A 15,600-nucleotide genomic window follows, 5' to 3' on the forward strand; every position below is an offset into this window, starting at 1 on the left:
GGTTGGATGTTAAAGACTTGTAAGCAAGAAGTGAGATCTAGCTCCTTTTCTCCTCAGTGGTTTTTGCTACCGTTAATAAAGAGCGATTTCTTTCCCACCCCATAAAGCAGGCAGTAACTCATGGCTTTTGACGACATCCCTAAAATTGCACTTATCGAAGACGATGACATTGTTCGTCAAGCTACCAGTCAATGGCTGCAACTGGCGGGGTTTGATGTGACCGCATTCAGTTTAGGCGAAGAGGGCAAAGCGGCCATTCTTAGCCAAGAATTTGATGCGATTGTCAGTGATGTTCGCCTGCCGGACACCGACGGCTTGTCGATACTAGAAAGCCTGATTGCCAATCACATTCCAACGCCAGTTATCTTGATCACCGGACATGGTGATGTCGATATGGCGGTAGGCGCATTACAAAACGGTGCGTTCGATTTTATCGAGAAACCTTTCCAACCTGAGCGTTTATCTCAACGTGTGACCGAAGCCGTCGAGAGTTATCGCGCGCAAACGTCTACCCAAGATCGCCAAGAGTACCTATCTAGCGTTAGCGGCTTAGAAGAAGTGTTGATTGGGCGAAGCCGAGTGATGCAACAGCTTAGAGAACAAGTAGCCAAGTTAGCGCGCATTGATACCAATGTGATCATTTACGGTGAAACAGGTTGTGGTAAAGAGCTGGTAGCGACCAGTTTGCATAATGAAAGCCAACGCAGATCCTATCATTTTGTGCCAATCAACTGTGGCGCTATTCCTGAGAACCTGTTTGAAAGTGAGCTGTTTGGGCATGAAGCAGGGGCATTTACCGGAGCGGGTAAAAAGCGCATTGGTAAGTTGGAATACGCGGATAAAGGCACTTTATTCTTTGATGAAATCGAGAGTATGCCGCTGTCCATGCAGGTGAAAGTGTTGCGTTCATTACAGGAACATACGGTAGAGCGCGTTGGGGGCAACCAACAGATCTCAGTTGATTTGAGAGTGATCGCCGCCGCGAAAGAAGATCTCAATGATCATGACGAGTTTCGTCAGGATTTGTACTATCGTCTTAATGTGGCGCAGATCTATTTGCCACCGCTACGTGAGCGAGAAGAAGATGCGTTGATCTTGTTCGAACACTTTGCTCTGAAAAGTAATCCTGAGAGTCGTCTGCTGAGTGAAGCCGATAGAAAGGCCATTCTTGCTTACTCTTGGCCCGGTAACGTACGTGAGCTTAGGAATGTAGCGATGCGTTTTGCATTGGATGAAACCGTCTCCGTGATGGAAATTCTCTCCAGTCGACCATCCTCAACAACCGAAGAGACGCATGCGGGCGTGCCGTTGGCGATTCAGCTACATAACTTTGAACGTAAGGTGCTACATGATTCTTTAGTCAGGCATCATGGACGCATCAATGAGGTGATGCAGGAGTTGGATTTACCACGTCGAACCCTTAACCAAAAGATGCAGAAGTTTGGTTTGAATCGCTCCGACTATACTTAGTGCGATTTCTAGCTAATGTAAAATCATTGGCATAACAAACACGTTATGCGCTTTTGGCTGGAGCTGGGACAAACTTATAATTTAGGTCTTTCCCTTCTCCAAACAAGGTAACGAGGTTCCTTCCAGTATGTTTAGAGCTATATAGCGCTTCGTCTGCTTCAGCAAGCGCCTCTTGAAGTGATTGCCCCTCAGATAACTGACTGATACCAAAGCTCATGGTCACTTCAGTTTTAAATGATTGCAAAGCGGTTTCAGTTTCGACCGCAAGGCGAATTTGCTCTGCGAAAATTTTGGCTTGCTGTGCTTTTTCGAGCAAAACAATCATGAACTCGTCACCACCAAATCGCACAATGCAGGCTGACTCAGGAAGATGCTTTTTAAAAATAGTGGAGATCGTTGCCATGACGGAGTCGCCAACCGTGTGACCATAGTGATCATTAATCGCTTTGAACTTGTCTACATCAGTCATAATAATGCTGATTGCTTGGCTTTTTTTATGTGCTTTATTAACCAAGTTTGGAACGATTTCTTCCATGGCTCGACGATTATATAGCCCTGTGAGTGCATCTAAATGAGAGAGATCATTAATGGATTGCACCAAGCGTCCGTTAATTAACCACAGCATACTAAAGCTCAAAGCAACGATCAGGCAGATGCTAAATAAGAACGTCAGCTGATGGATAAGGCCTGCGACCATAAAGCTTGGTAACTCACCTGAAAAAGTACTCCAAAGCGCCCTAAATCCCATAAAAAAACTAAATCCAAAGAAAGAGTAAGCCATTGCTTTAACAGGGAGCTTTAAGTCCTTTTGGGTACCTTTAAGCATGGCGACACCACTAAAGAAGGTGACGATACAAATATACATGCTCAGATAAATAATGCGGCTTTTGATAGAAGGGTCATGGAAGGTGAAATAGTAAAATGAACCACTGAAAACAGGTGTTAACAAGGTAAGACAGTGAGCCAATTTTAAAGGGTATTGACGAAAAATGCTTACGCTATATAGCGTAAGCAAGAAGCCGACTAATATGAGAGTGTTGGCTATGACGATGGTCAGCCAGTCTGGCGCAGAGCCTCTAAAGCCAAGTAAAAAAGGGCCTAAACCAATAAACAGTAGTGATATCGAGAAGGTTTTTAAGCCTTTGACTCTACCCTGAGTGTATTGATAACAAAGCAGACTAATAGAGTAAATGCAAGAGAACAGAATAACGATAAAGTTCAGTGTTCTGATGTCTAGATACTGATTATCCATAGGCGACCCATATCAATCTTTCATTCAGGCAACTCCTTTGCCTGATATCAATAAGCGAGCTACATAGTAACGCACTTATTGAGCGATGTCTTATGTTAAACGGCTATTCATTCACCAGCTCGAATTGTTCGGTTTGGTTGGTTTTCGTCGTAAACAGCAGACCAACAATCATCATAAATACGCTAGGCACAATCCAGCTAGCAAAGTCATTGTACAGAGGCATGTAATTACCCATCCACTCATCAGTGGAACTTGGCATGTAACCTAGGATGTGCAGCGCATCAACACAACCAAACGTTAGAGCAGTGAATGCGGTTGCTACCACCATGATTTGCGACATCTTGTTGCGCACTGGTGCCATGATCATCAACGCAATCGCGACTGGGTGAAGCGCCACAACCGCTGGCAATGTGATAGCCAATAGTTGCTCTAGACCTACGTTGGCGATCAAACCAGCCAATACCATGGTCGTGATAACGCAGCCTTTGTAGTTCACTTTGCTGAAAGTGTTGTCGTAGAACTCACTGCCTGCGGTGGTTACGCCGATAGCAGTAGTCAAACACGCCAATACCATCACGGCACCTAGTAGTAGTGAACCAAACGCGCCGAAGTGGCTGAAGGTGAATGCCGTTAAAATGTCGCCACCATTGCTGAACTCAGAACCCAAGTATGAGCTTGTCGAGCCAATGTAAGCCAATGAGATGTAAACAAACGCCATGGCAACCGCGTACATCAAAGCTGCGATTAGCGTGTATTTTGCGGTGGCTTTCGGGCAATCCACACCCATGCTGCGAATCGCGCGGAAGATAATCCAACCAAAACCGATAGAACCTAATGCATCCATGGTCATGTAACCTTGGGTTAAGCCTTCAGCAAATGCACCAGATAGGTATGGTCCCGTTGCGGCAGTTAGCTCACCTGCAGGAGAAACCAAAGCCGTCACAGACATGATGATCAAGATTGCCATCAAGGCAGGCGTTAAGATCTTGCCTAGGTTGTCGACCAATTTACCCGGATATAGGGCAAATAGAATGGTGATAGCACAGAAGGCAATAGTGAAAGGCACCAAAGCTGCATCACCAAACATTGGCGCAAAGCTAAATTGGTAAGCCACGGTAATTGCACGTGGGATCACGAACGCAGGGCCAATCACGATAAACACCATCACCCAAAAACTGGTCGCCAAAGGTTTAGGTAGGGCAGCGGTTAATTTGTCTGAACCGTTTACGATAGCCACCATCACCAGTGCCATCGCAGGCAGACCTACACCCGTCAAGAGGAAGCCAGACATCCCGCTCAGAAAGTTTTCACCTGCTTGGTAACCCAAAAATGGAGGGAAGATCAGGTTACCCGCGCCTAAGTACATGGCGAAAGTCATGAAGCCCAAAGCGGCGATATTGCGTGCGCTTAACATTGTTATTCCTCTTATGTTTCGCTTGGAAGAAACTGAAAGGAATGGGAGGAGTATGTGGTGTTCCCGTCAGCTTCTTCTCAAGCTGACAGAAAGTTTAGATATAGCCTGTCAGCTCTGAATCAGTTTCAGAGAGAGCAGGAGGATCGCAGCAGCAACGCCAGATGGGCGTTTTAAAGCGAATTGTAATTGCGCAGTTGCTGACATGGGTGATCCTTAAAGACGAAAAAATACCAAGGAATACGTTTGCCTTGGCGTGTTGTTACACTAACGAACATAGGGCCATTGGCACAACCCCGAAGTAGAAAATAAGTTGATACGGTCAATGTTTATTTCTGAACTGGTGGATCGAGCTGCTTTTTAAATTAAAAATTAGAATAAATGACTTTTCATTTTTGTAACATGGCTTTCTTTGCTGTATTTTTGTGCTATTTGTAGTCGTTTAGGCTATAAACCTCCGCTGATAAAGTGAGCAGTTTAGAATGATGCGCTTTTTCTTCTTATTGTTAAGACGCTCATTAGTTGCAATTCAATCCAAAATTGCATCGGCAAAATATTGCTTATTAGTGAATCGTGCATTTATTTTGTCTTGATCACATTTTATTAACCTTTTGCGATCTAGGCGTGCAACCTTCTCCTCTTCAATGAGCAAGATCTTGCTCATTACTTTGCTATCAAATCAGCATGATTTTGCTCATTTTTGATGTCTTTCAGCTCTTAGTTCAATAAATACAAAGGGTTAAAAGTTGGCATTTCAATTGCTCTAGGGAATGTGTTGTTAATAAAGGTTTAACATGATGTAAATCCCCAATCGTGAAACGACTACACGGAGAGTAATAATGAAAATGAATAAGCTGGTAAAAGCTTTGGCTGTCGCTGTGACTTCTTTTGGTATTGCTGCTAACGCTGCGGCAGAAGATCGTAGCTATATTCTTGCAACGGCATCGACAGGTGGTACCTACTACCCTGTGGGCGTAGCGTTGGCGACGTTAAGCAAAGTGAAATTGGCACCAAAGCACCACTTCTCCCTTTCTGCAATCAGCTCTGCGGGCTCTGGTGAAAACGTCAAACTGCTGAACGAAAATGAAGCACAGTTCGCGATTCTACAAGGTCTTTACGGTGCATGGGCTTGGTCTGGTGAAGGTCCTTATGAGAAGAGCGGTCGCCAAGAGCAGCTGCGTTCAGTCTCTATGCTGTGGCAAAACGTTGAGCACTTTATTGTTCGCTCTGACCTAGCAAAAACGGGCACAGTGACTGACCTGAACAACCTCGATGGCAAGAAGTTCTCTATCGGTAAGAAGAATTCTGGTACTGAGAACTCTGGTCGCCAAATCATGAAAGGTCTGAAGGTCGACCCTGATAAATTCAACCTTGCGTACATGGGCTACGGCGGCAGTGCGAGCGCACTTCAAAACGGCACCATTGACGGCATGAACACGCCTGCGGGTGTGCCAGTTGGTGCAGTAACCCAAGCTTTTGCTGCGCTGGGTAAAGACATTTCGATTCTCTCGTTTACTGACGAGCAAATCAAAGAGGCGAACGGCAACTACAACCTATGGACGAAGTACGAGATCCCAGCGAACACGTACCCGGGTCTAGATAAGCCGATCACCACCATTGCACAGCCTAACTTCTTGGCAGTTCGTGAAGATATCTCGGAAGAGGACGTTTACCAGCTAACCAAAGCGATCTACGAGAACCTGCCTTTCCTACAAGGTATTCATAAAGCAACCAAAGCAATGGCAATTGAGAAAGCAATTGCAGGCTTGCCAGTGCCTCTTCATCCAGGTGCGGTGCGTTACTACAGAGAAATGGGCATCGAAATCCCATCAGACCTAATGGCGAAATAACGCCAACTTCGTCCCGAGTTTCGGCTCGGGGCATTTTATCCCTACCGATTTCTAAGATGGAAAAAGCCGCCAGAGCTTGGAGTATGAGATGAGCGACTCAATAGAAAAGGAATTGCAGAAATTTGAGCTGCCCACACGCACTGATTTTCCGTGGGTAACCACCACAATCACAGTGTTTGGCGTGGTGTTGTCTGCTTTGCACATTTGGTTTAATACCTTATCGACGTTACCAGAGTTATGGATTTCCGCGACCCACTTTGCTGGCTTTGCGGTGATTTGTGCGCTTTGGTATCCGGCTCATATTTCTCTTAAGCAGAGTAAGATTGCACTCGGCATCGATGTGTTGATTGCCATGGGCGCGGTCGCGTGTTTGCTCTACATTCCCTATGCCGAAGATGCGCTATATGAACGCGGTGTGAAGTTCGTGACCAGCGATTGGGTCTTCGCCATCATGGCAATTTTGATTGTTATCGAACTGATTCGACGCACCATGGGCTGGTTTATTCCAGTGTTGATTGTGGTGTGTTTAAGCTACGTTGTGCTTTGGGGTAAGTGGGCGACAGGTATTTTCCACTTCCCGGGTTTGAGCATGGAAACCTTGCTCTACCGCAGCTTCTATTCTTCTGAGGGCATGTTTGGCTCTATCTCACGCATCAGTTGGACTTTCGTATTCATGTTCATTCTGTTCGGTGCGTTTCTTGTTCGCTCTGGTGTCGGTGATTACATCATCAATGTGGCACGTGCTGCGGCTGGCAAAATCATTGGTGGCCCGGGTTTTATCGCAGTGATTGGCTCCGGTTTGATGGGCTCAGTATCGGGCTCTAGTGTGGCAAATACGGTTTCCACCGGTGTTATCAGTATTCCTTTGATGCAAAAAGCAGGTTTCCCTTCGCGCTTTGCAGCGGGGGTTGAAGCTGCGGCGTCAACAGGTGGTCAGTTGATGCCACCTGTGATGGGAGCGGGTGCTTTCATAATGGCGTCTTACACGCAAATTCCTTATGTTGATATTATTGCCGTTTCTTTCATTCCTGCTCTTATCTATTTCTTGTCTGTGGCGTTCTTTGTGCGTATCGAAGCCAAACGCAGCGGCGTTCAAAAAATCACGACCAGCGATGAATCTCTACTGAAAGTGCTGATCAGCGGTTGGCACAACCTTATCCCACTGGCGGTATTGGTCACTTTGTTGGTTCAAGGTTTTACGCCAACTTACGCTGCGGGCTTGTCGATCATTTCAGTGGTCGTGGCTTCTTGGTTCTCGAAAGATCATAAGATGGGACCAAAAGCGATCATCGAAGCACTTTCGCAAGGCGCGAAAAACATGGCGACAACCGCGGTATTGCTGGTGGGTATCGGTTTGGTGATCAACGTGATCAGTACAACAGGCATCGGCAACACGTTCTCACTGATGATCGACGGTTGGGCGAATGGTGACTTGTTCATCATGATCGTTCTGATTGCGCTCGCTTCTCTTGTTTTGGGTATGGGTTTACCTGTGACAGCGGCGTATATTGTATTGGGTACTCTGTCTGCCCCTGCGCTTTACAAGTTAATTGCCGAAAACCAATTGCTTGAATTGATGGTGTCGGGTCAATTGCCTGAACAAGCAAAAGCTATCTTCATGTTGGCGGCGCCAGAAAAGTTGGAACTGCTTAATGCAACAATGGCGTTGGAAACCGCGAAAGAAATGGTGGCGCTAGTACCTGCGGACTTTATGGAAACCCTACTAGAGCAAAGTTTGGGTATGGAAGCGGTAGGCTTGGCATTGCTGGCTGCTCACCTCATCATCTTCTGGTTATCGCAAGACAGTAACGTAACGCCTCCAGTGTGTTTGACCGCATTTGCAGCGGCAACCATCGCGAAAACACCTCCAATGCGTACCGGCCTGATGGCGTGGAAAATCGCTAAAGGTTTGTATCTTGTACCGCTACTTATTGCCTATACAGGCTTGGTCAGTTGGGATGTGACGTCGGTAATTACCGTAGGCTTCTTTGCCATCATCGGTACCTATGCATTGATTGGTGCGATTGAAGGCTACTTGGAAGGTCCTCTAAACATTCTGACTCGTCTCTTGTTGGTAGTGGTGGGTACATTGCTGGTTTGGCACGACATCCCAATGTTGGTTCGTGTGGCAAGCTGCGCGGTATTTGTCGCGGTGTTCATTTACAGTGGTCGCAAGTTCAAATTGCAACAATCTCAACTATCGGTTTTATAAGAGGTCGTATGAAATCAGTCTATGACTACATCATTGTTGGTGGCGGTATCGTTGGTGTGTCGACAGCATGGCAACTGCAGCAACGCCACCCAGACAAATCCATTTTATTGGTTGAGAAAGAGTCCGGTTTTGCGAAGCACCAAACCGGACACAATAGCGGCGTGATTCATGCTGGAGTGTACTACGCACCGGGCAGCCTAAAAGCCGATTTTTGTAAGCGTGGGGTAGAGCGAACCATTTCGTTCTGTGCTCAGCACGATATTCCGGTGGAGAACTGTGGCAAGTTACTGGTTGCGACCAATGAGCAAGAAGTCGAACGCATGAATGCCCTCTATGAGCGCTGCCATGTCAACGGCATCGACGTAAAGCTACTCGATGAAGTTCAACTCAAGCTGGCTGAGCCAAACATCACAGGCTTGGGCGCGATTTATGTCAAAACCACCAGTATTGTCGATTATCGTTTGGTCACTGAGCAGATGGCGGCAGAGTTCAAAACGCTCGGTGGTCAAATCAGCCTGAGAACCAAAGTGGTGGCTGCCGAAGAGAAGGACGAAGAAGTCCAACTGACCTGCATTTCAGACGGTCAAACGATGCAGCTTAATACCAAGTTCTTGGTTACTTGCAGCGGCTTGATGGCGGATCGCATGACTAAGATGATGGGTATTCCAACTGACTTTCAGATCATCCCTTATCGTGGTGAATACTACCGCTTAGATAGCAAACACGACCAAGTGGTGAATCATCTTATTTATCCAATTCCCGACCCTGATTTGCCATTCTTAGGTGTCCACCTGACTCGCATGATTGATGGCAGTGTGACCGTTGGTCCAAATGCGGTGCAAGGCTGGAAGCGAGAAGGGTACGACAAGGTTAACTTCAGCTTGCAAGATACCATGCAAATGCTCAGTTTCTCCGGCTTTTGGAAGGTGACACAAAAGCATCTAAAAACCGGACTGGGTGAGTTTAAGAACTCGTGGTGGAAGCCGGGCTACCTCAAGTTGGTCAACAAATATTGCCCAAGCATCAAGGTAGAAGATCTCAAACCATATCCTGCGGGTATTCGTGCGCAAGCAGTGTTATCCGACGGAACCTTGGTTCATGACTTCTTGTTTGCCGAGAGCGCAAGAAGCTTACACGTTTGCAACGCCCCCTCTCCTGCAGCGACATCTGCAATGCCTATTGGAGAGTACATTTGCGATAAAGTGAATGAAAAGATAGAGGCGAAAACGGTATAAAACAAAGGCGACGTAACTGTCGCCTTTATTGTATTTGAATCTGGGAATTAGGAGTTGCCATCTTTAGGGCAGAGTTCACCTTTCTTGGCGTGTCTTTCTATCATGTAATCGCCTCGGGCACTGTGCAATACAATTGCATTCCAGACTTGACCATCTTGCAACTCGAACTCAAACGCATAATGGGTGCCGCCGACCATTTTCGTTCTCACCTCATGAATTGCTTTCAATTTATCATCGGCATTCATTTGATAAAGCACCATGTTAAGTGAACGTCTGGCGTCAGGAGTTGCTTCGGCAAGTCGCCAACGGCCCTGCTCGTCTGTTGCGGAGCAAATAGACCGCATTTTACTTTTAATGGCGGATGACATCTGCTTGTCTACGGCCAATGCATTTGGTGAAAACAGTGGAACCGTCAAAGGAATCAAAGTTACCAGAAACCGCTTTAAGGTCATAAAAACACTCCGTTGTTTTACTCTTGCTTGAGTATAGACCTCAATGGCTTCAGATGTGGTGCAGTAGACTCTGGGCCTACAATATCGCAGTTCGTATCAACGAACTGATGATAAACAAGGCGACCACGCTTACCAGCCAAATGCCAATGAACCACAAAATGGGTTTTAGTTTCATCAGTGATATCCTTCTCCACGTTTCATCTTGCCGCGGAAAACCCAGTACGAATAAGCCGTGTAGGCTATGATCAGAGGAAGTAATACCACCGCGCCGGCAAGTAAAAATGCCAAACTTTTGTCTGGCGCGGCGACGTCTTGATAAGTGAGTGCGAATGGGACCAAGTAAGGGAATGTACTGACACCGAAACCCATCGCGGACACAAGAAACAGGCCGATCGCAAGAACGTAGGCTCGGACGGCTTTGTGGTCGAGTAAGGCTTTGAATAGCTGCCAAATGAGTGCCGCTGCAATAATTGGTAATATGAAAAACAGTAGTGAGTTTGGTAATGAGAACCAACGTTCAAAGACGATATTTTGGCTCAATGGCAGCCACAAACTGGCGATAAATATACAGGCTACCATCGCTAGTCCCCATCGTCGCGCGACCACGTAATAGCGCCCCATCAGCTCTTCTGGAAGCTTGATTAATAACCAGCATGAACCGAGCAGGATATAAGCACAAACAAGCGCCAAGCCACAAAATACGCTAAATGGTGAAAGCCAATCAAACCATCCACCTGCGTATGCTCGTTCACTAACCTCTATACCTTGGAGCAGGGTTCCGAGCATAATGCCTTGCATCAATGCTGCGGTGAGTGAACCAATGAAAAAAGCGCTATCCCATAAAAACTTTCCGCGTTGTGTTCGGAAGCGATACTCAAAAGAAACCCCGCGCAGAATTAATCCGAGCAGCATTAAAATCAGAGGAGCATAGAGTGCTGGCATAATGACCGCGTAGGCGAGGGGGAACACGGCAAAAAGCCCACCACCGCCAAGAACTAGCCAAGTTTCATTCCCATCCCAAACAGGAGCGATGCTGTTCATCATCATGTCGCGCTCTTCATCGTCATTAGCGCTGAGGAATAGGATACCAATACCGAGATCAAAGCCATCTAACACGACATAAATCAGAACGGCGAGCCCAATCAAAGCGTACCAAATTAATGCGTAATCCATGAGTTAGCTCCTAGGTTAGATGGTTAGAATGTGTGATGGCATCAGTTTTCGTGCCATCAGGAAGTCGGCTATCTAGACCTTCTTCATATCGAGTTGGAGACTTGCGCATCAAACGTAGGAGATAGAAGAAGCCAGCTCCAAAAACCACAAAGTAAACCACGATGAACGCCGTCAGGGAGACGCTCACCGCGGCGGCATCAATAGGCGATGCCGAATTGGCTGTGGTTAAAAGACCGTATACGGTGTAAGGCTGTCGACCTACTTCGGTAGTTATCCAGCCTGCTAAGACTGCAATGAACCCCGCTGGGGCAAACAGCACACAAATACGTTGAAGTGCCCTCGAATCAAAAAGTTTGCGACGTTTTCTTAGCCAAAGGCTCCACAAACCAATAACAAGCATGCCAAAACCAAGCGCGACCATGACTCGGAAAGACCAGAAAACGATAGAGACAGGAGGGTGTTCCTCCTCTGGAAAAGCATCTAATCCCTTCACTTCACCGTTGAGGTCATGAGTTAAAATCAAACTACCGAGTTTGGGGATTTCCAGTGCGTATTCCATGCGTTTTTCTTCATCGTTAGGGATACCGAAGAGGATCAATGGCGCGCCTTGGTGAGACTCATAGTGCCCTTCCATCGCGGCGACTTTGGCGGGTTGATGTTCAAGGGTGTTTAAACCATGCATGTCTCCAGCAACGATTTGAATTGGTGTCACGATGGCAGCCATCCACATTGCCATCGAGAACATAATTCTGGCTAGAGGGTTATGGTTTGCTTTTAGTAAGTGATAAGCGGCAACGCCGGCTACAACAAAGGCAGTAGTAAGGTAAGCGGCGAGCAACATATGAACGAGCCGGTAAGGGAAGGAAGGGTTGAAGACAATCGCCCACCAGTCTTCTGGGATAAACTGTCCGGCTTCGTTGATACTGTAGCCCGCTGGTGTTTGCATCCAACTATTAACCGAAAGTATCCAAAACGCAGACAAAAACGTCCCGAATGCAACAATACAAGTCGCGGCGAAGTGAAGCTTCTTACCCACCTTATCCATACCGAAAAGCATCACGCCTAAAAACCCCGCTTCGAGGAAAAACGCAGTAAAAACTTCATAACCCATTAGCGGGCCCAGGATTGGGCCTGTTTTGTCGGCAAACACGCTCCAGTTAGTACCGAATTGATAGCTCAACACGATGCCACTCACCACACCCATACCAAAACTGATGGCAAAGATTTTGAGCCAGTACTTATAGATTTGCATGTACTGTTTGTTGCCCGTTTTTAAGTACAAGCCCTCTAATACAGCGAGATAACTTGCCAAACCAATCGTAAAAGCTGGAAAAATAATGTGGAAAGAGACAGTAAAGGCAAATTGGAATCTAGCTAGGTCAATGGCGAGTGTGTCCATGAGCGGTCCCTTTTTCGTTGGATAAACTGTTCGCCGGATTTAAAGAGGAGACAGAAGAGTGGCGAACAAGGTGAAATACGAAGAAGGAAGACGAAGAGATTAAAAAACGATCGCTTTTTACACATGTGCGTACCATCTTTTAGATAAAGGAGGAGCGTTATGAGCCTTAAACATTACTTTGAGAAAGCGACACCTAAGTTTGGTCCAGGTGGGAAGTATCACAAGTTCTACCCACTTTTCGAAGCTGTCGAAACCATTTTTTACACGCCTGGTAAGGTAAACCAGGGCATGACTCACGTTCGAGATAGCATCGATTTAAAACGTATTATGATCATGGTGTGGCTGGCGGTCTTCCCTGCCATGTTCTGGGGTATGTACAACATAGGCCAGCAAGCGAGTGATGCCTTGTTGTATGGAATGGATCAAGCCTCAGCTCAGCAAGCGCTTGTTTCTTCATGGCAACTGAGTTGGGTATGGGGCTCGTTAGATGCGGTTTCACAAGCGGGGTGGGGAAGTAAAATGTGGCTTGGTGCTACTTACTTTCTTCCAGTTTATGCGACGGTGTTTATCGTTGGTGGTTTCTGGGAAGTTCTGTTTGCTATTGTGCGAAAGCATGAGGTAAATGAAGGCTTTTTTGTCAGCTCTATACTCTTTGCGCTGATCCTTCCTCCGACAATTCCACTATGGCAAGCGGCTTTAGGTATCACTTTCGGTATTGTTGTGGCGAAGGAGATTTTTGGTGGTACTGGACGAAACTTCCTAAATCCAGCTTTAGCAGGGCGCGCGTTCTTATACTTTGCCTATCCTGCCAACATGTCCGGTGGTGCCGTGTGGGTCGCGGCTGATGGTTACTCTGGCGCTACTCCACTCAGCCAATGGTATGAAGGAGGGCAAAGTGCTTTGATAAATAATATGACAGGAGAGCCAATTTCATGGGGAGATGCTTTTGTTGGTAATTTACCAGGCTCGATGGGTGAAGTCTCCACGTTGTTGATCGCACTAACAGGCTTGGTTCTCATCTTTATGAAGATTGCATCGTGGAGAATTGTTGCGGGCGTGTTGGTCGGTTTAATCGGAGCTTCATTACTATTGAATGCGATCGGTTCAGACTCTAACCCCATGTTCTCCATGCCGTTCTACTGGCACTTCGTGATTGGTGGGGTTGCGTTTGGTACCTTCTTCATGGCGACAGACCCTGTCTCGGCAGCTTTTACCAATAACGGGAAATGGGCATACGGACTATTAATCGGCGTGATGACGATTTTTATCCGAGTGCTGAACCCGGCTTATCCAGAAGGCATCATGTTAGCGATTCTATTTGCTAACTTATTCGCGCCACTTTTCGATTACCTAGTCAAAGAAAGTAATATCAAACGCAGAATGAAAAGGGCGAGACCTTCTTAAAATGAGGGTGACCTCACTGAAAATTGATTGAAAACTGCACTATATTGAAAAGGTCAGAGACATGGGGTTTCTGACTTTTTATTTTTATCAGGAGGACGAAGACGATGAGAATAAAGGATATTCTCGATAGCCGTTTGGTGCTGTCGTTCTGGTATAACCTAGACTACTGCTTGTCTCTTCTTAGTAAAATCTCTTCTCGTTGATTTCCTCAATGCAATCGCATTGAAAAGCATTCTATCTATTTGTTTTTTAGTCTTACGTGAAACTGCGTAGGGCAATGCGTATAAGGAAATTAACAATGAAACGTATTCCAGAACCTTTCCGTATCAAAATGGTTGAGCCAATCAAAATGACGACTTTGGCAGACCGTGAAGTCGCGTTAAAAGAAGCGGGCTATAATCCATTTCTTCTTCGTAGTGATGATGTTTATATCGATTTGCTGACTGACTCTGGCACTGGTGCCATGAGTGATAATCAGTGGGCTGGCATCATGATGGGGGATGAATCCTATGCGGGGAGTCGAAATTACTACAACCTGTGTGATGCAGTGGAGCACTTCTTCGGTTATAAGCTCACCGTGCCTGCACACCAAGGGCGTGGTGCCGAGCAAATTTTGTTCCCAGCTTTGATTGAGCGTATGCGTCAGGTGCGTGGTGGCGAAACGCCAGTATTTATCTCGAACTACCATTTTGATACCACAGCGGGTCACATTGAACTCAATGGCGGTAAAGCGATTAACGTGGTAACGGAAGAAGCATTCGACACCACTACGCCTTATGATTGGAAGGGCAATTTTGATATCGATAAGCTGGTGGCAACAATTGAAGCGCACGGTTCGCATAACATTTGTGCAATTATCACCACGATTACTTGTAATAGCTCCGGTGGTCAGCCTGTGTCGATGGAAAACATGCGCAGTGTGTACGAGATTGCAACCAAGTACGATATTCCAGTGGTGATTGACTCGGCTCGTTACTGTGAGAACGCCTACTTTATCAAGCAGCGTGAAGCGGGTTACGAGAATAAATCGATTCTGGAAATCATCCGTGAGATGTACCAGTACGGTGATATGCTCACCATGTCAGCTAAGAAAGACCCGATGGTAAACATTGGTGGCATGTGTTGTATTCGTGATCATAAGGAGTTGTTCCAGGCGGTGCAGACGCGCTGCGTACCCATGGAAGGATTTGTAACATACGGCGGCATGGCTGGGCGTGATATGGAAGCGCTCGCTCGCGGTTTGTATGAAGCCGCGGATGAGGATTTTCTTCACTATAGAATTAGCCAAGTTCAATACTTAGGTGAGCGCTTACGTGAAGGCGGTATTCCGATTCAATACCCAACGGGTGGTCATGCGGTGTTTGTGGATGCCGCTAAGATTTTGCCACATATTCCAGCGGATCAGTTTCCTGCGCAGGTATTGTGTAATGCTTTGTACTTGGAAGCGGGTATTCGAGCAGTAGAGATAGGATCGTTGCTGCTTGGTCGAGATCCGGAAACGGGTAAACAAAAAGTGTCAGAGCTTGAGTTGATGCGTTTGACCATTCCACGTCGTGTCTACACAAACGATCATATGGATTACATTGCGGATGCGATTATCGAACTGAAAAATCGTGCACATGAGTTAAAAGGGCTCACTTTCGAGTACGAGCCACCAGTGCTGCGCCACTTTACTGCTCGATTTAAAGAGATCGATTAACTCAAGTTTAAATCTAGATAAGCAAAAGGCCGCGAGTTTCGCG

11 protein-coding genes are annotated in these 15,600 nt (G+C 46.5%); 6 read left to right on the plus strand and 5 right to left on the minus strand.

Annotated elements, in window-relative coordinates:
• Window positions 1–120: 120 nt before the first annotated feature.
• The gene (locus tag R7Z50_RS00210) at window positions 121–1,470 is read left to right on the plus strand and encodes a sigma-54 dependent transcriptional regulator (protein ID WP_318148785.1); all 1,350 of its coding nucleotides are present in this window, start codon (window positions 121–123) and stop codon (window positions 1,468–1,470) included.
• A gap of 43 nt (window positions 1,471–1,513) precedes the next feature.
• Here the strand turns inward: R7Z50_RS00210 and R7Z50_RS00215 are convergent, their stop codons facing one another.
• Both R7Z50_RS00215 and brnQ read right to left on the minus strand, forming a co-directional pair.
• Complete coding sequence (locus R7Z50_RS00215; protein ID WP_054576191.1) at window positions 1,514–2,722, minus strand: GGDEF domain-containing protein; 1,209 nt, start codon at window positions 2,720–2,722, stop codon at window positions 1,514–1,516.
• Between the two features lie 103 nt (window positions 2,723–2,825).
• The gene (brnQ, locus tag R7Z50_RS00220) at window positions 2,826–4,136 is read right to left on the minus strand and encodes a branched-chain amino acid transport system II carrier protein (protein WP_005374201.1); all 1,311 of its coding nucleotides are present in this window, start codon (window positions 4,134–4,136) and stop codon (window positions 2,826–2,828) included.
• Between the two features lie 836 nt (window positions 4,137–4,972).
• Between brnQ and R7Z50_RS00225 the strand changes: the two genes are divergently transcribed.
• From R7Z50_RS00225 to lhgO, 3 genes are all read left to right on the plus strand, one after another.
• Entirely contained in the window at window positions 4,973–5,983 is a 1,011-nt protein-coding gene (locus R7Z50_RS00225; RefSeq protein WP_318148786.1) for a TAXI family TRAP transporter solute-binding subunit, read from the plus strand.
• Between the two features lie 88 nt (window positions 5,984–6,071).
• Complete coding sequence (locus R7Z50_RS00230) at window positions 6,072–8,195, plus strand: TRAP transporter permease (protein ID WP_318148787.1); 2,124 nt, start codon at window positions 6,072–6,074, stop codon at window positions 8,193–8,195.
• Between the two features lie 8 nt (window positions 8,196–8,203).
• Window positions 8,204–9,430: an L-2-hydroxyglutarate oxidase gene (lhgO, locus tag R7Z50_RS00235; protein WP_318148788.1), complete on the plus strand. Its 1,227-nt coding sequence runs from the start codon at window positions 8,204–8,206 to the stop codon at window positions 9,428–9,430.
• Window positions 9,431–9,477: 47 nt separating this feature from the next.
• Here lhgO and R7Z50_RS00240 read toward each other — a convergent pair whose 3' ends face one another.
• From R7Z50_RS00240 to R7Z50_RS00250, 3 genes are all read right to left on the minus strand, one after another.
• A complete protein-coding gene (locus R7Z50_RS00240) occupies window positions 9,478–9,882 on the minus strand; it encodes a hypothetical protein (RefSeq protein ID WP_017635518.1) in 405 nt (134 codons plus the stop codon).
• 174 nt (window positions 9,883–10,056) lie between these two features.
• Window positions 10,057–11,055 (minus strand): cytochrome d ubiquinol oxidase subunit II, encoded by a 999-nt coding sequence (gene cydB / locus R7Z50_RS00245; protein WP_005374173.1) that lies wholly within the window; start codon window positions 11,053–11,055, stop codon window positions 10,057–10,059.
• Between the two features lie 10 nt (window positions 11,056–11,065).
• Window positions 11,066–12,454 (minus strand): cytochrome ubiquinol oxidase subunit I, encoded by a 1,389-nt coding sequence (locus tag R7Z50_RS00250; protein WP_017635517.1) that lies wholly within the window; start codon window positions 12,452–12,454, stop codon window positions 11,066–11,068.
• Window positions 12,455–12,613: 159 nt separating this feature from the next.
• Here R7Z50_RS00250 and R7Z50_RS00255 point away from each other — a divergent pair, with 159 nt between their 5' ends.
• Together R7Z50_RS00255 and R7Z50_RS00260 are read left to right on the plus strand one after the other, a co-directional pair.
• On the plus strand, window positions 12,614–13,858 hold the full coding sequence (locus R7Z50_RS00255) for an NADH:ubiquinone reductase (Na(+)-transporting) subunit B (protein WP_047102825.1): 1,245 nt from the start codon (window positions 12,614–12,616) through the stop codon (window positions 13,856–13,858).
• Between the two features lie 298 nt (window positions 13,859–14,156).
• Window positions 14,157–15,557 (plus strand): tryptophanase, encoded by a 1,401-nt coding sequence (locus R7Z50_RS00260; RefSeq protein WP_053307136.1) that lies wholly within the window; start codon window positions 14,157–14,159, stop codon window positions 15,555–15,557.
• The last annotated feature ends 43 nt before the right edge of the window (window positions 15,558–15,600 follow it).

The organism is Vibrio sp. 1249-1, from assembly GCF_033340495.1.